Origin of the sequence: Bacillus sp. FDAARGOS_527 (assembly GCF_003812125.1) — a bacterium.
In the GTDB taxonomy this organism is placed as follows: domain Bacteria; phylum Bacillota; class Bacilli; order Bacillales; family Bacillaceae_G; genus Bacillus_A; species Bacillus_A paranthracis.
The window spans coordinates 2,595,749-2,613,545 of sequence record NZ_CP033795.1 but is presented as its reverse complement, the minus strand read 5'-3'; the positions used below and the strand labels follow the sequence as shown (position 1 = coordinate 2,613,545).

Sequence of the window (17,797 nt, the reverse complement as noted above, 5' to 3'; positions counted from 1 at the left end):
CAAAAAGGCGTGCTAAAATAGCACGCCTTTTTGTTATTCATCAATTCTAATAACCTCGCCTTGAGGGAAGTCTTCAGTTTCTAGTAAGTTACGAATAGCTTTCGCAACGTATTCGGGTGATAATAGCTTTCCTTCTTCTTTTAATGCGATGAATCGATCTAAATTTGTGAAGTCTTCTCTATTTGTTTCCCGAATTTGTGCTTGCATATTTGTATCAACAACACCAGGTGCAAAAGCGACGATTTTTACTGGAAATTCTTTTGCTGCTTCTTCGGTTGCTACGCACTGTGTAAACATATTTACGCCAGCTTTCGTTGTACAATAAGCGCCCCATCCGAAGTATGGATTTTTTCCTGCACCAGATGAAATGTTTATAACACGTTTATCTACTTTCCATTCTTTCGTATGTTTCATGAAAGTGGAGGTGAGAATCATAGGTGCAAGTAAATTAATGTGAACGTTCGTAATGAATTGTTCACTTTCTGCTTTTTCAATTGGCTTCATAGGAGCAACCGTACCCGCATTATTAATTAAATGAATAGAAGATACACTGTCTTCTTGAATAGATGAAATGATTTTGTTAAAGTTCGTTTCTAAATTATGTACATCTTGAAGATCTAAGGAGTGGAGAACACAATTGCTATTATATTGTTCTGCGAGTTTCGTAAGCTCTTTATTTTCTCTTCTAGAAATAGAGATGACAGTTGTATTTTTTTCTAACAATTGTGTGGCAATAGCCTCACCTAAACCTTGTGAAGTTCCTGTTATAATAACGTAGCGCATAGTTTTATAAACCCCTCTCATATGTGCGGAATTTTGTTGGACAACGTACATTGTATAGTTTGTCTACATTTTATAGTATAGAGCACTTTTTACTATAATTGAAATGAGATGATTGTGTGCCTTTTATGAATCGCTTTACTACAACAGTAACTGGTGCCGTCACGTTCACTGGGAACACGTTAGGACTAAGTCCGACATCACCTGCACCAGGTAATAATTTTGGTACGATTGATGTATTCACAACGGTGAATACATCACTTCAAGTACCTGGATTCCCAGCAGGAACGACGAATGATTGGCCATTAAATTCTTCGAGTGCAATTTTAAACCTTCCAGCAGGGAGTACTGTCTTATACGCAGAACTTGTGTGGGCTGGCACATACCGGACTGATACTGAGGATGTTACTGCGTTTTTAAATGATGATATCACCTTTACAACACCAGTGGGAGCATTTTCTGTTGCACCAGACCCAACAACTGCGCAGCAAGGTTCAGTAGGGAAGCAGTTTTATTATAGTCGCTCTGCTAATGTAACGAACCTTGTTAGTGCGGCTGGGGCCGGCACATATACTACAGGTGCCGTGCCAGCTGCAAGAACATCAGCTGATTCAACAATTAGTCGTTCAGTTGGCTGGACGCTTGAGGTTGTGTATCAAAATGCAAGTTTACCACTTCGAAATTTGTCAGTATATGCAGGTCAAGAAATTATTGATGCTTCATCACCACCAGTTGATGCTACTATTTCCGGATTTGCTACGCCAGCTACAGGAGCTGTAACAGGAAGGGTACTTGTAACTGCTCAAGAAGGTGATTCTAACATTTCTGGAGATCAACTTCGCTTTGGACCGAATGCGAGTGCTACAGTTGCATTATTCGGGCCGAGAAACCCTGCAAATAATTTCTTCCAGTCTCAAATTTGTAATGACAGCGGAAATTTAGATACGAGCGGTACATTTGGAGATTTAAATCAGCCGTTAGGGGTAGCTTTGGCTGTCCGAAGACAGGGGTGGGATATTACGAATGTAGATGCCTCCGCATCTTTAGTAAACAATCAAACGTCAGCAACTGTTCGATTTGTTACAAATGGAGACGGATACGCTGCAGCTGGTTTTGGTGTTCAAATTGATGCAACAGGTCCAATTATTAATCCTGTTAAATCGGTCAATAGAACAGTCGCAGGGGTAGGGGATACTCTCACTTATACGATTACGGTCCCAAATACAGGAACAGGAAGTGCAGAAAACGTTGTATTACGTGATAGTATTCCGAGCGGAACGACGTTTGTTGCAGGTAGTGTAACGATAGGGGGGGTAACGCAGCCGAATGCAAACCCTGCTAATGGAATTAATTTAGGAACAATCCCAAATAACACGCAAAGAGTTGTTACATTTCAAGTACGAATAACATCGTTTCCGAACCCAAACCCTATTCCAAATCGGGCAATGGTGTCATATCAATTCCGTCCTTTTGTCGGTAGTTCTCCTATTACAAGTACATCTTCTTCAAATACAGTACAAACGACAGTGAACCAAGCAACTATAAGTATGCAAAAATCTGTAGATTTACAGACTGCGACACTTAATGATGTATTAACATACACAGTTAATGTCACAAATAATGGGAATGTTGCTGCAAACAATGTAATTTTTGTTGATAGTATTCCTGCAGGAACAACATTTGTCGCAAACAGCGTTACGGTAAATGGAGTAGCACGTCCAGGAGCAAATCCAGCAAGTAGTATTAATCTAGGAAGTATTAATGCCTCGCAAACGACTGTAGTGCGATTTCAAGTTCGAGTAACATCTAATCCTCTTGTCAACCCAATTCCGAACCGTGCGAGTGCAACATTTACCTTTACTCCAGTGCCTGGTCAACAACCAGTTTCAGGGCAAGCGACAAGTAATACTGTAGTTACGACAATTAATATAGCTGATATAACAACGAGAAAAACAGTGGATAAAGCTTTTGCAACGGTTAACGACGTTCTTACGTACACGGTAACAATTCAAAATACAGGAAATGTACTTGCAACGAACGTTATTTTTCAAGATCCAATCCCAATTGGAACGACATTTATCGCAAATAGTGTGACTGTGGATGGGATTTCACAACCTGGGGCAAATCCAGCGACTGGGTTTACAGTAGCTAATATATCTCCTGGCGGAAGTAGGACTGTTACATTTCAAGTACGAGTTACATCTACACCATCGGGAGGTACGATTGCGAATCGCGGAAATGTATCTGCTAATTTCGTCGTTATTCCGAATCAGCCACCGATAACAATTAATAGACAAACGAATACAGTTGTGACACAAGTTAATACAGGCGGTTTAAATGTAATAAAAGAAGTAAATACAACGCAAGCGGCGGTAGGTGATACTTTAACATACACAATTGCCGTCCAAAATACAGGAAACGTTTCGTTAACAAATGTATTTTTCCAAGACGCTATTTCTTCTGCTGTTTCATTTGTTGCAAATTCTGTAACAATTAATGGAGTACCACAAAGTGGATTGAATCCGAATACAGGATTTTCTCTTCCTAATATCCCTGCGGCTCAAACAGTCGTAGTTACATTTGATGTAGTAATTGTACAGGATCCAGAAAATGAAGATATTTTAAATCAAGCAAATGTAACAGCAAGTTTTCAAGTGAATCCGAGTGAACCACCCGTAACAATCAATGTTCCGAGTAACATTGTGAATACAACTGTACAATCAGGTAACTTTGAAGTTGTGAAATCAGTGAATACAGATGTTGCAACTGTAGGGGATGTTTTAGTATATACAATTGAAATCATAAATGCAGGTAGTGTGCCAGCTACGAATGTATTTTTCCAAGATTCAATTCCACAAGGGACATTATTTATTGAAAACAGTGTATTGGTTAATGGTATTTTACAAGAAGGTGCAGATCCAGAACTTGGATTCCCGTTAAATGATTTGCCTACTGGCGCGAATGTAATTGTTTCATTTGAAGTGTTAATTGATGAAATTCCTCAAGGAAACAATGTTGTAAATAATGCGAATGTAACTGGAGATTTCCTTGTAAATCCAACAGAGCCACCGATTACTGTAACAGAACCAAGTAATACTGTTATGACAGTCGTGAATTCTTCAGGGTTAAATGTAATGAAAAGTGTAAGTGCTACTGAAGCCGGTGTAGGAGATACGTTAACGTATACAGTTCGTATACAAAATAGTGGAACAGTAGTAGCGACAAATGTATCATTCCTTGATCCGATTCCAGTTGGAACTACTTTTGTAGCGAATAGTGTAACAATAAATGGGACACCTCAACCAGGTTTGAACCCGACAACTGGATTTCCACTTGCTAATATTCCAGTAGGAGGGATGGTAACAGTTACTTTCCAAGTAACAATCACGAGTGTACCACCAAATAGAGTTCTTCCGAATAATGCGAATGTAACTGCTGATTTCCAAGTAAGTCCTCTCCAGCCACCAATTACAATTGTAACGATTAGTAATATTGTTGTGACGCGAGTGAATGTAGGATCACTTAATATAATGAAGAGTGTAAATACACCACAAGCAGGAGTAGGGGATACGTTAACGTATACGATTCTTATTCAAAATACAGGAACTGTTCCTGCAACGAATATTATTTTTCAAGATCCAATTCCGTCCGGTACTGCGTTTGTAGCAAATAGTGTGACGATAAATGGAGTCGTTCAGCAAGGCGCGAATCCTATGGCAGGTTTCCCAGTACCAAATATTCCGGTCGGGCAAACGGCTACGATTACGTTTCAAGTTACAGTGACGAGTGTTCCGAGCGGTGGAAATGTTAGAAACCAATCGAACGTTACTGCCAGTTTTCTTATAAATCCAGCAACCCCTCCAATAACGACTGTTACAAATAGTAATTTTGTAGTGACGCAAGTAAACACAGCACAGTTAAATATACAAAAATCTTCTTCTGTACAACAAGCAGCACTTGGAGAAATTTACACGTATTCTGTTGTCATTCGAAATAACGGTACAGTAACAGCAACGAATGTCTCTTTCCTTGATCCAATTGCTCCAGAAACAACATTTGTAGCAAATAGTGTAACGATAAATGGAACGCAACAACCAGGATTTGACCCAAATGTTGGTTTTCCGCTTCCTAATATTGCAGCTGGAACATCAGTGACAGTAACGTTCCAAGTTACGGTAGTTGCACCGTCTACACGTGGAGCAGTATTAAATACAGCATCTGCTACAGCCACTTTCTTATTAAATCCTTTACAGCCACCTGTAACAACAACGAACTCAAGTAATACAACGGTAGTTACAATACCATTACCTCCTCCTGGTGAAGTAACAGCAACAAAAACAGTTGACGTTGCAACTGGAGCGGTTGGAGATGTATTAACGTATACCGTGCTCATTTCAAACGTAGGAATTATACCAGTTACAGATGTGTTCTTCCAAGATGTCATACCAGACGGAACAACGTTTGTAGAAGGTAGTGTAACGATAGGTGGAGTGCAGCAAATTGGTTTAAATCCAGAAATAGGATTTACAGTTACGCCATTATTAATCGCTGGTGGAAGTATTGAGGTCACGTTCCAAGTGACCATTACGGAAATTCCAGATAATGAAGTCATCTTAAATGATGCAGATGTTACATTTACTTCACAACCAAATCCGCAGGAACCACCGATTACAGAAACGATATTAACGAATTTAGTCGTTACGACAATTAATATAGCGTCTATTTTTCCGTTAAAACTAGTAGATAAAGAAGTAGCCACTGTAGGAGAAATATTAACGTATGATGTATTGATATTTAATTTCGGAACAGTGCCAGCGACCAATGTTCAATTTATCGATACGACTTCTGCTGGTGTAGCATTTGTACCAGGAAGTGTGAGCATCAACGGGGTATCTGCACCAGGATTAGATCCTTTCATCGGTTTTACAATTCCAGATATACCTGTAGATGATTTTGTACTTGTCACATATCAGGAAGTGGTTACAAGCATACCAGAAGGTGGTACGATTGTTAACTTTGTAGACGTTACAGCTACATTTGCTGTAAGTGAAACAGAACCACCGATTACGGAGACGACGACAAGTAATACGACATTAACAGAAATCAATGAGCCTGGTTTGAATGTTTTAAAATCAGTAAGTCAGCCAGTTGTTGCAGTAGGCGATACAATCACATATACAACAGTAGTTCAAAATACAGGGACAGTGCCAGCAACGAATGTTCAATATAGTGATGTACTACCTTCTTCTATAGCATTCGTGCCGAACAGTGTAACGATAGACGGTGTGTTACAACCTGGATTCAATCCGAATAATGGATTCCCGCTTCCAGATATAAATCCAGGTGAAAGTGTAGAAGTCACATTCCAAGTAACTGTTGTTAGTGTTCCGTCAAACGGAACAATTGCTAATACGGCAAATGTAACTGGAAGTTTTGTATTAGTACCAGGAGAACCACCAGTTATAGTAAATCAGCCAAGTAATACAACTCTCACAACTGTAAATAGAGGACGCTTTAATGTTATTAAACAAGTAAATAGAGCCGCTACTCTAGTTGGAGATGTATTGACGTATACAGTGCAAATAACGAATACAGGAACAGTAACAGCTAATGATGTTCAGTTTATTGATACCATTTCAGCAGGAGCGTCATTTGTACCAAATAGTGTAACGATAAATGGAGCCCCGCAACCAAACTTAAATCCGATTACTGGATTTGGAGTTGGAGATATACCAGTTGGTGAAACGGTTATAGTGACGTTTCAAGCGACAGTTACAAACATCCCGTCATCAGGAACAATTACGAACGTTGCAAATATAACAGGAAGCTTTACTTTAGTGCCAGGAGAACCACCAGTTGTAGTAACAGAGCCGAGTAATACGACGATAACTAGAGTGAATAGAGGACGATTTAGCGTTATAAAATCTGTAAATAAAGAAGCGACACGTTTAGGAGATACGTTAACGTATAGTGTGCAAGTTACAAATACGGGAACGGTAACAGCAACGAATGTTCAGTTTATCGATTTTCCGTCACCTAGTTTAGAATTCGTTCCTGGAAGTGTACAAATAAATGGGATTCCGCAAGTAGGATTAGATCCATTTGTAGGCTTTTCATTACCGGATCTTGCTGTAGGGGATAGCGTATTAATTACATTTGAAGTAAATGTAATCTCGGTTCCGTCTTCTAGTAGCATTATGAATACAGCGAGAGTAACGGGTGATTTCGAATTGATTCCAGGAGAACCTCCGTCTACAATTACAAATTCAAGTAATACGACGGTTACGCCGGTAAATAGAGGTAGCTTAGATATGCTAAAAGAAGTAGACCATTCAATTGTTGGCGTAGGAGAAACGGTAACGTATACGGTTCGTATATTAAATACTGGTACTGCTGATGCAATGAATGTTCAATTTATCGATGTGCTATCTCAGGAAGCTGATTTCGTTCCAAATAGTGTAACGATAAATGGGGTTCTGCAACCGGGGGTAAATCCGCAAATTGGATTTACGATACCAGATATTCCAGTTGGTGAGACGGCACTTGTAACATATAAAGCTACGATTACAAGTTTTCCGGATGGTGGAACAGTAGTAAACGTTGCTGGAGCGTTAGCAGAATATATTTTAGTACCAGGAGAGCCTCCAGTTACAGTGATGGACACGAGCAATACAGTTATTGTAACGGTAAATACTGCAATCTTATTTGTTGCAAAAGGAGCAAACTTTGAAGTAGCGATGGTAGGGGATGTTGTCACTTACGGAATTGCCGTTATAAATGATAGTACAGTTCCTGTGACCAACATTGTGTTAACGGATATCATTGATCCAAATACGTTATTTATAAATGGCACGGTAACGGTAAACGATGTAGCTCTTCCATTTGCTAATCCAAATACCGGTATTCCATTAGGTGATTTTCAGCCAAATGATGCGGCAATTATTAATTTCCAAGTTGTCATAACAGGAGGGCAAATAAATAATTTAGTCACAAATACTGCTATAGCAAATGGGCTCGCAATTGTAAATCCGAATGAGTTACCAGTAGTAGTGGAAGGTGATAGCAATACAGTTGTTATCCCGTTTATTCCTCAAAATGTCTCAACGACAGTCGTAAAAACGGCAGATTTACAGGCAGCAACGATTGGAGATGTTATTACCTTTACGACAGTTATTACAAATACGGGTGATACTGTCATACAAAATATTCGTTTTCAAGATATGTTAGATAGTAGTGTTCGATTTGTCCTTGGAAGTGTAACGGTTGATAATACACCAGTACCAAATGTAAGCCCGGTATCAGGATTTCTTATAGGGAATTTAAATCCAGGTGAAGCACGAACAGTTTCGTTCCAAGTAGTAGTTCAGAGTGCCCCAAGTGGTTCGGGGAATTATATAAATCAAGCAAGTATTCGTTTCGAACATCAAGTAGGCACAGTGTTACCACCTGTTACACAAATAGTAGAAAGTAATATAGTTGTTATTCCATTTGTTCCAACGATAGAACAAATTTGCGAAACGAATCTTAATTGTTTAGGGAAAATTTCTTTTCAATGTTCTCCGTGTGATCACTTGCAAATAAAGAGAAAATAAATGCAGAAAGAGCATCCTGTAAGAGAAGGATGCTCTTTCTGTATGAATCAAGTAGATTCTTTTTCGGGTGAGCTGAAAAATTCATCAATTTTGTCGGAGAGTAGAAATGGAATAGCTCCTTTTATAACAGAAATGTCCCAGTCCCACCATGAGATATTTTCTAGTTTGTCAATTGTTTCTTGTGGGAAACGATATCGAACAAATTTTGCAGGATTACCAGCTACAATTGCATATGGCGGTACATCCTTTGTAACAACACTCTTTGCGCCAATAATGGCACCGTTACCAATCGTAACACCAGATAAAATGCAGGATTGATAACCAATCCATACATCATTGCCGACTACAATATCACCTTTTGAAGAGGGGTGACCAGTAATATGGGCTCCTTCGCTGAAAAGAGCGTTAAATGGATAAGTCGTTATCCAGTCCGCGCGATGTTCTCCGCCAAGTATGAAAACAACTTCTTCTCCTAATGAACAAAACTTACCTATTTTTAATTTCGTTTCATCATTCCAAGAAAAAATAGTTGGACCTACTTTACTATAAGTATAATCACCGATATCATACTTACTATATTCAGGTTTTTGATTTAAATATAACATGATTCTTCAACCTTCTTTCTCAATCAAGAAATAAGCGTGGAATATTATATGCAAGGTGTAATAAGGTGACCAGTGTTAATAGGTAAAATAAATAAATGGGAGTGGAATTATGAGATATGAAATGGGATTATATAATAAACCTTTTCAGTCAATTCAATCAGGAAAAAAAGTGTATGAAGTGCGCTTATACGATAAAAAGCGTCAACTCATAAAACAAGGCGATCATATTGTATTTACGAACCTTACGACAGCAGCAACGATGGTTGTAAAAGTAACGGAGATAAAACGATATAAAAACTTTCAAGCAATGTACGAACAAATTGATAAAAAATTATTGGATTGTGGAAATGATAGTTTAGAGGAAATGTTAGAAAGTACATACAAAATATATACGAAAGAACAAGAACAAAAGTGGGGAACAGTTGCGATCGGTATTGAGGTAATAAAATGACAAGAAATCGCGGCGCAGCTATCATTGTGCAGGAAGGGAAAATTGCTCTTATAAAACGTATCCGAGAAGATGAAACGTACTATGTTTTTCCAGGTGGAGGAATTGAAGAAGGAGAAACACCTGAAGAAGCAACAAAGCGAGAAATTTTTGAAGAATTAGGGGTACATATAAAAGTAGAGCATCTAATTGCAAAGGTGGAGTATAAGGGTACGGAGTATTATTTTAATGCCGATATTGTAGGTGGAGTTTTTGGAAGTGGTAAAGCTGAAGAATTCGAAATGAAAGATAGAGGGATTTATATTCCGTTATGGTTGCCGATATATGAGTTGGAAAAAGTGAATATAAAACCGTATGAAGTGGTTGAAAGTATATTAGAACATTATAAAATATAAGGTCTGACAACATACAAAAAAAACCATTGACATAGTCTTCTGATTTAAGTATTGTATTCGAGTATGTTTATAATCAGGAGGTTTATATGAGCAATCAAACAACTACACATCATGTGAAAATGACAACAGCAGATCCATCTGGAATTGGTCTATTTGGATTAGCGATGGTAACACTTGTAGCATCATCTCAAAAGTTAGGCTTAACAGATGGCGTTTCACTAGTATTACCATGGGCAATCTTTTTAGGAGGATTTGCACAAATCTTTGCTTGCATTCACGATGCAAAGCATAACAATACATTCGGTACAACAGCATTCGGTGCATACGGTCTATTTTGGCTAGGTGTTGGAATGACTTGGTTAATTCAACTTGGAGTATTTGGCGAAAAATTAGCACAAGCTGCAGATTCAAAACAGCTTGGTGTAGCCTTTATCGGATATTTAATTTTCACAATCTTTATGACAATTGGTGCAATGGAAACACATAAAGTATTATTTATGATTTTCGTCCTTATTGATTTCTTATTTATCGGTCTTTCATTAAGTACTTTAGGTGTTATGCCGCATGCAATGCATAATTTAGCAGCATATTCTGAACTTCTTATTTCATTATTATCTTTCTATGGTTCAGCAGCAGCAGTGTTAAACACACACTTTGGTAAAGTTGTTTTACCAGTTGGAAAGCCGTTTGGTATTTTTAAAAAGTAATAAAAAGCACAGATGATTGTATAGTCATCTGTGCTTTTTTATATGGAATAAATAAAAATAAAAAATACAATTGAAATTGATTCTCATTATTAATATAATGAGAATGAGAATCATTTATTGTAAGAGGGGGATGCCAAAGTGGCAAAAATTTTAATAGCTTATGCAAGTATGTCAGGAAATACAGAGAGTATTGCTGATTTAATTAAAGTTAGTTTAGATGCTTTTGATCATGAAGTAGTATTGCAAGAAATGGAAGGCATGGATGCTGAAGAATTATTAGCTTATGATGGAATCATTTTAGGATCTTATACGTGGGGAGATGGGGAATTACCATTTGAAGCGGAAGATTTCCATGATGACTTAGAAAATATAGATTTATCAGGGAAGAAAGTAGCGGTATTCGGATCAGGTGATACGGCGTATGAACTATTTTGTGAAGCGGTAACGATATTTGAAGAAAGACTTGTAGAGCGCGGTGCAGAGCTTGTACAAGAAGGGTTGAAAATCGAACTAGCTCCAGAAGATGAAGAGGATGTTGAAAAATGCAGTAATTTTGCAATTGCATTTGCTGAGAAGTTCTAAGAATGGGAGTGTCAACGTGGAGACAATGTTAAGTGCGACCGCTATTACAAAGTTAAGAGATGGAAAGCTTATGTTAGCTACTACATATAATGGTTTATTTATTGAACAAGACGGAGAATGGAAACAAATTTTAAATGGTTTTCAAAAACGAATTAGGGATTTACATAGCGAAGATAATGTAGTGTATGGTGTAGGTGACGAAGGAATTTTTATTCGTAGTATGAATGGTGGAGAGAATTGGACGGTTCAACGTTTTCCAACAAAGGCAACGAGTTGGAACGTGTGTAGTAATATAGAAGGAACTGTCATTGCTCATGGAGATAAAACGTTGTATCATTCGAATGATTTTGGTTCGACATGGGAAACCATTCATCCATTTCTTGAATATGGTGGCGGAGCACCATCTATTCGATCGTTGTTTTTATATAAACATTACTTATTTATCGGTACGAAAATACATGCTAAATATGGTGGTGTTTGGCTCTTTAATTTAGAGACACGTAAATTAAAGAGGATTAAAATCGTAATGAATCAGATGATTTCAGCGTTGACGTTACACAATTCTTATTTAGTAGCAGCCAGTGGGTCGTGCAAGGGGATTAGCGGTAATATTTCTTTTTGTAAAATAGATGAAAGTATAGAGAGTGAAAAAACATATTGGCACACATGTCAAAGTGAGCAAAAAGCAAGTAGCTATTTAGACTTAAGTGTAGATCAACATGTGCTATATACAACGTCAACGCAAAATAAGGCGGGGATTAGTACTGTTTGTCGTGTACTTCTAGAAGAAGGAATTGTTACAGTATGTGACTCAGTTAAAGGGCATGGTTGGCGCATCGTGAACGAAAAAGAAGGCTATGTTGTAGCTGGATCAGGTGAATCAAAAGCAATGCAATGGAAGAAAAAAGTTGTATAGTAAAAAAAACTTTGCTTTTATTATATTGATATGATATATTATATTTAAACCATTTTACTTTTAATAATATAGAGATTTAAATGAGCTGTAACTTCCGAGGAGGATAGCAATGTTAAATCTCCTCAGAGTTGCAGTTTTTTTAATGTCTGACTTATTTTTGTAAAGTGGTTGAAAATGAATATGTACATATAGGTACATTGTAGGAGGATTTTTTTCATGCAAAACGGTAAAGTAAAATGGTTTAACTCAGAAAAAGGTTTCGGATTCATCGAAGTTGAAGGCGGAGAAGACGTATTCGTACATTTCTCAGCTATCCAAGGCGAAGGCTTCAAAACTTTAGAAGAAGGTCAAGAAGTTACTTTCGAAGTAGAACAAGGTAACCGTGGACCTCAAGCTACAAACGTTAACAAGAAGTAATTGTGGAAAAAAGAAGGGCTTGCCCTTCTTTTTTTTTGCGTTTTAATTGAAGAACCTCCTATGTACATAGCATAATGAGATTGAATTTTCGTTTTTTAGATGAAGTATTACATGCATAAAGTGTATGAATAAATAAATACTGAAAATAAAGTATGTGTGTGAAAAGGAATGTAGAAAGAGGTAAAAAAATTGAAAAACACTACACATTTTATTGTGTTTGATATAGAGAGAAATTTTAGGCCATATAAATCAGAAGATCCGTCAGAGATAGTTGATATTGGGGCTGTAAAAATAGAAGCAAGTACAATGAAGATAATTGGAGAATTTTCGGAGTTAGTAAAACCCGGTGCACGACTTACTCGTCATACGACAAAATTAACGGGAATTACAAAGAAAGATTTAATGAATGTAGAGAAATTTCCGCAAATTATAGAGAGATTTATTCAGTTTATCGGAGAAGATTCTATATTTGTTACATGGGGAAAAGAAGATTATCGATTTCTATCTCATGATTGTACGTTACATGGTGTAGAATGCCCTTGTATGGAAAAAGAAAGAAGAATTGATTTACAAAAATTTGTTTTTCAAGCGTATGAAGAATTGTTTGAGCATACACCAAGTTTACAATCTGCAGTAGAACAGCTCGGTTTAATATGGGAAGGGAAGCAACACCGTGCTTTAGCGGATGCTGAGAATACAGCGAACATACTTCTTAAAGCATATAGCGAGAGAGATATTACTAAAAGATATAAAAGACATGGTGAACTCGAGCTTGTAAAGGACGGAAAACTAACAGAAAAAGCGAAAAAAAAGATGCGAAAATGGGTATTTAAAGAAATGAGAAAAAATACTGAGCGTCCTTTCGTTTGGAGTACATTTGAAAGTAGTGACACGTGGGAAAGTATAACGGAAAGATATTATATAAGTGAACCAACAATAGAACTTCTGAAAAAACATTTTCGTACGGCGGTTCGAAAAGCGGAAAGGCAGATTAGGTATTTGGCTGAGATGGAGAAGAATGCAGAGGTTAAATGACATTCTTCTCTATTTGTAGCTACATAAATTTACTGTCATTGTATTGATGGATGAATAAAGTATTCATATAAATAGGAATTGATTTGTTGTGCTACTTTGAAATTTAAGGTGTGGTAAGAAATTTTTTAATATATTCATAAAATTAGAGCCCATAGAAATGAAAGAGGGTAAAGTTGAATGGAAGCAATCTTTAACATTGTAACAGTTTTAGTTTTTGGGATAATATTTACCACGCTATTAGCGGTAATTACACTTCCTTTCATAGCAAAGAAGAAGAATTGGAAAAAGCTTAATATCTCTTTAAGTCGTGGTGTATTAAAGATTAAAATAGAAGAGTAAGCTAAGAGTCTTATATATATATATGGGAGGTGTGATAGTGATAGACTTGGATATTAACGATGTTACCGTACAGATGGAATTAAACGGAGTCTTTTGGAATGAGGATGGGATTGCTGAAATGACGGTGACTACAAAAGAAGAACATTCTCTTATTCTTCGTCTAGTAGTTGATTTAGAAAGGAAAACGATTAGGGCAACGAGTGCTGAAATAGTGAATGGATTCTGTCCTCTGTGTAAACAGAAAAGGAACGAATGTAGTGAACTTAATGACTTACAAAATAAAATGGAAATTTTAGAAGAGGCCTACGATTGGGTGAGAGAGCATCCGGAATATCGTTTTCAGTTATCCTTTTACGAGTACAATAAGTTTGAGGTAGTGAAGTGAAATTTTCACTTGAACAACATACATAGTGACTAAAAGAACTCGGTCCACTAAAAATATTGAAGAAGATACTTTTAATGGAAATGAGCTTGTACAACAAGGAAGCGATATACTTAATACTGCAACAAATGTCTTCTTGAATCAAAAATAAACATATTTTGTTATAAAGCAGAAAAACCGATTCTTAGTAGAATCGGTTTTTAATATAAATGAAAACTATGCCCCAAATAAAAGAGCGCTTATTAAAAGCGCCCAGTAAAAACAGTTAAATAGAAGAATTTATTCAATCCCGTTCGGATCATAAGAATACTGCTGCTTATTCTCAATCCGTTCAATTACGTCTTGCAACTCGTCTGGCTTCAGAAACTCAATTGGAGAGAAGCCTTTCTCAAATGTAAGTGTATCAGCCTCAATCATTAATACGTATCGGTCATTTACCTTTGCGATATGTATTTGATCCCCGAAATCAGCAAGCAGGGCCTTTACAGAGATATGATCTGCTTTTAGCTTTAATTCCACTTCAGGCGCATGCTCGACGATTTGAGCGGTAGCTTCCATTACTTCTTCGGTTGAAAATTGTTCCATAATTTCGCGTTTCGGACTGGCAGCCCATACTTCCATTGCTTGGTCGAATTGTTCGCGTTCTTCCGTACCTTCTTCAAATACATCTTCAATTTGGTCATATACCATGTCCATTACTTGTGTTTTCATAATTTCAGGCATAGAGCGTTCGTATTCGACGAATTTTAAGAAGTCTTCAAAGTAACGGGCGTGTGATGCTTGGTGAATCTTTAGCTCGCCCACTTCGACCATACCTTCTTCGGGCATGTACGGATATTGGATAGATTTCATATTTTTTGTTGTGATGGCCATTTCAACGTTACGAATTAGTGTGGATTCATCGGAAATGGAAGCGACTTTCGGCTCGAAGTCACATTTCATAACGAAAACGAATGGATCATCAAAGTATTTGCGTAGTTTAGCTTGCGCAATTAAAAATACACCACCGCGTACAGCACTTGTGTCAAGATATGTATAAACGAGAGGTTCGCTCATATCTTTGAAGTTTTCCTTCGTTTCTGCAAAGCGGATGCGATTAAATAAGTTGTAATGAGGATTTGAATCAAGTTCGTGCCCTTCTTCTACAATAAAGCGACCGATCTTTGTCGGAGCTTGCTCTGTTTTCGCATGACGTTCTACTTTTCTCTTTGAAATTTTTAATAATTCTCCATTCAAAAATTCTTTTAAGGAGCTATCTTCATACTCTTCAGCGTCTAATGTTTGAAAATGTTTGTAGCGTTTATCAACAGCTTCACCTTTTCCTTCTACTTGTACAACATAAAAGGAAAGATAATTTATTTCAAAATCCATATTTATCACCTTGTTTCATTTCATTAACTCTTATCAGTATAGAGATGGAAAAAACTTTCGTCAATTTATATAAGGAAGGGGAAGCCCCCTTCCTTCATATATTTTTTATTTCCGAAATTAAAATCCGTCTTCTAATGCTGAAAATGGAATGTTCAGTCTGTTTTCTACTGTACGTAAACGTTGGTTTAAGCGGTTTAATCTACGTGTATGACGTTCAACCGTGTTTTCTAATTGACGTACTCTTTGTTCAAGCTCATTTACTCGTCTTTCTAATTGACGGTTTCCAGCACCAGGAAAAGAGATTGGAAGTTGGAATTGTCGAGTTTGATCATATGGATTAACTTGTTCTACTGGATCTATATATTGTTGGTATTGTGCTTGTAAATCATATTGAGGTTGATAACCAGTTTGGTTATATGGATCGTATGGATTGTAGGGGTACATAAAAACATCCTCCATTTCTTTAAAATAGGTTAATTCACCATAATGTATGTGTAAAAGCGGAGTGTGGCACGGCAAATACCTATTTATGTTCACAGGATGTTTTTTATAAATACGAATATGGAGTTTTACATTTGTATTTCGTTCGTTTTATGGTATATACTGGATAATAGGGAGAGGTTACGTAAAGGTTACAATTCTATCAAACTCAAACTTTTATGTAAATATATATAGACATTTGGAAAAGAAAAGAGTAATTTATATAGAGTAAAAAATAACTTGTAACAATTTATAAATATATTGTAAAATGATTGTAACAAAACATACATAAAAATGAAATAATACATAAAAGTAGTATTGGGGAAAAGGGGAGAGTATATTGTTCCGTAAAGTAAAGGGTATATTAGTTGGGGTTTTATGTGTAGCTGTAGTGAGTGGCTGTGGTACAAAAGTAAGTGATGTTGCATTAGTAAGTGATATTGGTGGCCACACGGTAGAGGCTAAAGCAGAAGTACAGGATTCTATTAGTTTAGTAGATGGGCGTACAGGTACGGAAGTAAAAAAGTTAGATTTGTCGAGTCTAGGTTATTTTGAAGATGAAGCGAAATTTAAAAAATCAGTTGAGAAGGTTGCTAGGGAAGTTGGGAAAAATGTTGACAAAAAGATGGTCCCTTCACGTCTAGGATCTGATGGAAGTTGGCAAGAAGGGAAACCTTCTTATGAATTAATGGAAAAAGAATTAGTAGATAAATTATTAAACGTAGGTATGTGGGATTCTTCCTATCAATTACCTATTGTTGAGAAGAAGCCTACTGCAACATTAAGTGATGCGCAAGGAAGTGGTACGGTAATTGGTAGATATGAAACGAATTTAGGTGGCTCAACAGGTGGCCGTATTGAAAATATTCGTTTGTCAGCAGCGAGCATAAATGGAGTTGTATTAGCAAAAGGAGACCGTTTCTCTTTCAATGCATTAATTGGTGATACAACGCCAGATAAAGGATATCAATTAGGAAAAGAAATTGTAGATGGTAAATTAGTAGATGGATATGGCGGTGGTGTTTGTCAAACATCATCAACATTATACAATGCGGCAGATCAAGCTGGTTTGAAAATGGTAGAGAGAACAACACATTCTAAAACGGTAGGTTACGTTCCACAAGGAAGAGATGCTACAATTGCATATCCATACTTAGATTTAGTGTTTGAAAATACGAATGATGCACCTGTGAAGCTTTATATGGGCATTCAGGGCGGAAAGTTAGTTGCTGAAGTACATAAAATGCGATAAGAATCATAATCTAGAAAAAGCCATTATTTCTACTAACAATAGAAATAATGGCTTTTTCTGTGTAGTTTATCCAGTATTAGTGATACATTTCAAGACTAGGTGAATGTGAGGAACAAGATGTTTGGGAATTTATCCGGCTTTAATGGGCAGTAAAACCCCCCACCTCAAAATTCAGCGAAAGCAAAGAAGGTTAGGTGGGGGATGAAGAACCCCCCCACTGATTAAAGTTTCACTTTATCGAATTTAATTCTTAGTTTTCATATTGACATTATTAGTTATTAATTGTATTCTTCATAATAACAACTAAATAAATGGAAAAATTTATTAGTTTTCTTATCAAGAGAGATGGAGGGACTGGCCCGATGAAATCTCAGCAACAGGCTATAAAAGTACTGTGCTAAGTCCAGCAAACGTATGAAGCGTTTGGAAGATGAGGGGAAATGGATTAACATTCAACTCTTCTTATATGTGTAAGAAGAGTTTTTTATTTAGAGAG

General features: G+C 36.9%; 15 protein-coding genes and 1 riboswitch. Of the genes, 11 read left to right on the top strand and 4 right to left on the bottom strand.

Features of this window, described 5'->3' with window-relative positions; genetic code table 11:
• Window positions 1–33 precede the first annotated feature (33 nt).
• Window positions 34–783 carry a (S)-benzoin forming benzil reductase gene (locus EGX95_RS16030; RefSeq protein WP_001271066.1) on the bottom strand — a complete coding sequence of 250 codons (750 nt, stop codon included), beginning with the start codon at window positions 781–783 and terminating at the stop codon, window positions 34–36.
• Window positions 784–899: 116 nt separating this feature from the next.
• On the opposite strand from EGX95_RS16030, the gene EGX95_RS16025 reads away from it, so the two are divergent.
• Window positions 900–8,372, top strand: a complete 7,473-nt coding sequence (locus tag EGX95_RS16025; protein ID WP_001116419.1) for a DUF7507 domain-containing protein — start codon at window positions 900–902, stop codon at window positions 8,370–8,372.
• Between the two features lie 47 nt (window positions 8,373–8,419).
• Here EGX95_RS16025 and EGX95_RS16020 read toward each other — a convergent pair whose 3' ends face one another.
• A complete protein-coding gene (locus EGX95_RS16020; protein ID WP_000966320.1) occupies window positions 8,420–8,977 on the bottom strand; it encodes a CatB-related O-acetyltransferase in 558 nt (185 codons plus the stop codon).
• 109 nt (window positions 8,978–9,086) lie between these two features.
• On the opposite strand from EGX95_RS16020, the gene EGX95_RS16015 reads away from it, so the two are divergent.
• The 9 genes from EGX95_RS16015 (at window position 9,087) to EGX95_RS15980 (ending at window position 14,201) form a co-directional block, all read left to right on the top strand.
• Window positions 9,087–9,428, top strand: coding sequence for an ASCH domain-containing protein (locus tag EGX95_RS16015; RefSeq protein ID WP_001268358.1), 342 nt, complete (start codon window positions 9,087–9,089; stop codon window positions 9,426–9,428).
• Complete coding sequence (locus EGX95_RS16010; protein WP_000197781.1) at window positions 9,425–9,820, top strand: NUDIX hydrolase; 396 nt, start codon at window positions 9,425–9,427, stop codon at window positions 9,818–9,820. The genes EGX95_RS16015 and EGX95_RS16010 overlap by 4 nt, the downstream gene beginning before the upstream one ends.
• A gap of 86 nt (window positions 9,821–9,906) precedes the next feature.
• Entirely contained in the window at window positions 9,907–10,527 is a 621-nt protein-coding gene (locus EGX95_RS16005) for an acetate uptake transporter (protein WP_000070938.1), read from the top strand.
• 138 nt (window positions 10,528–10,665) lie between these two features.
• Window positions 10,666–11,109, top strand: a complete 444-nt coding sequence (locus tag EGX95_RS16000; protein ID WP_001062756.1) for a flavodoxin — start codon at window positions 10,666–10,668, stop codon at window positions 11,107–11,109.
• 16 nt (window positions 11,110–11,125) lie between these two features.
• Window positions 11,126–12,025, top strand: coding sequence for a WD40/YVTN/BNR-like repeat-containing protein (locus EGX95_RS15995; protein WP_000449509.1), 900 nt, complete (start codon window positions 11,126–11,128; stop codon window positions 12,023–12,025).
• A 216-nt stretch (window positions 12,026–12,241) separates the two neighbouring features.
• Window positions 12,242–12,442: a cold shock-like protein CspB gene (gene cspB / locus EGX95_RS15990; RefSeq protein ID WP_001179150.1), complete on the top strand. Its 201-nt coding sequence runs from the start codon at window positions 12,242–12,244 to the stop codon at window positions 12,440–12,442.
• Between the two features lie 189 nt (window positions 12,443–12,631).
• Window positions 12,632–13,477 (top strand): exonuclease, encoded by an 846-nt coding sequence (locus EGX95_RS15985; RefSeq protein WP_000799576.1) that lies wholly within the window; start codon window positions 12,632–12,634, stop codon window positions 13,475–13,477.
• A 177-nt stretch (window positions 13,478–13,654) separates the two neighbouring features.
• Window positions 13,655–13,816: a hypothetical protein gene (locus tag EGX95_RS30450; protein ID WP_000387290.1), complete on the top strand. Its 162-nt coding sequence runs from the start codon at window positions 13,655–13,657 to the stop codon at window positions 13,814–13,816.
• A gap of 37 nt (window positions 13,817–13,853) precedes the next feature.
• Window positions 13,854–14,201, top strand: a complete 348-nt coding sequence (locus tag EGX95_RS15980) for a hypothetical protein (protein ID WP_000566120.1) — start codon at window positions 13,854–13,856, stop codon at window positions 14,199–14,201.
• 276 nt (window positions 14,202–14,477) lie between these two features.
• Here the strand turns inward: EGX95_RS15980 and EGX95_RS15975 are convergent, their stop codons facing one another.
• Both EGX95_RS15975 and EGX95_RS15970 read right to left on the bottom strand, forming a co-directional pair.
• Entirely contained in the window at window positions 14,478–15,569 is a 1,092-nt protein-coding gene (locus EGX95_RS15975) for a DUF3900 domain-containing protein (protein ID WP_000345047.1), read from the bottom strand.
• Between the two features lie 117 nt (window positions 15,570–15,686).
• Window positions 15,687–16,028 carry a hypothetical protein gene (locus EGX95_RS15970; RefSeq protein WP_001997954.1) on the bottom strand — a complete coding sequence of 114 codons (342 nt, stop codon included), beginning with the start codon at window positions 16,026–16,028 and terminating at the stop codon, window positions 15,687–15,689.
• A gap of 361 nt (window positions 16,029–16,389) precedes the next feature.
• Between EGX95_RS15970 and EGX95_RS15965 the strand changes: the two genes are divergently transcribed.
• Window positions 16,390–17,301 carry a VanW family protein gene (locus EGX95_RS15965; RefSeq protein ID WP_000488988.1) on the top strand — a complete coding sequence of 304 codons (912 nt, stop codon included), beginning with the start codon at window positions 16,390–16,392 and terminating at the stop codon, window positions 17,299–17,301.
• A 330-nt stretch (window positions 17,302–17,631) separates the two neighbouring features.
• Window positions 17,632–17,738, top strand: a riboswitch (SAM riboswitch).
• Window positions 17,739–17,797 lie beyond the last annotated feature (59 nt).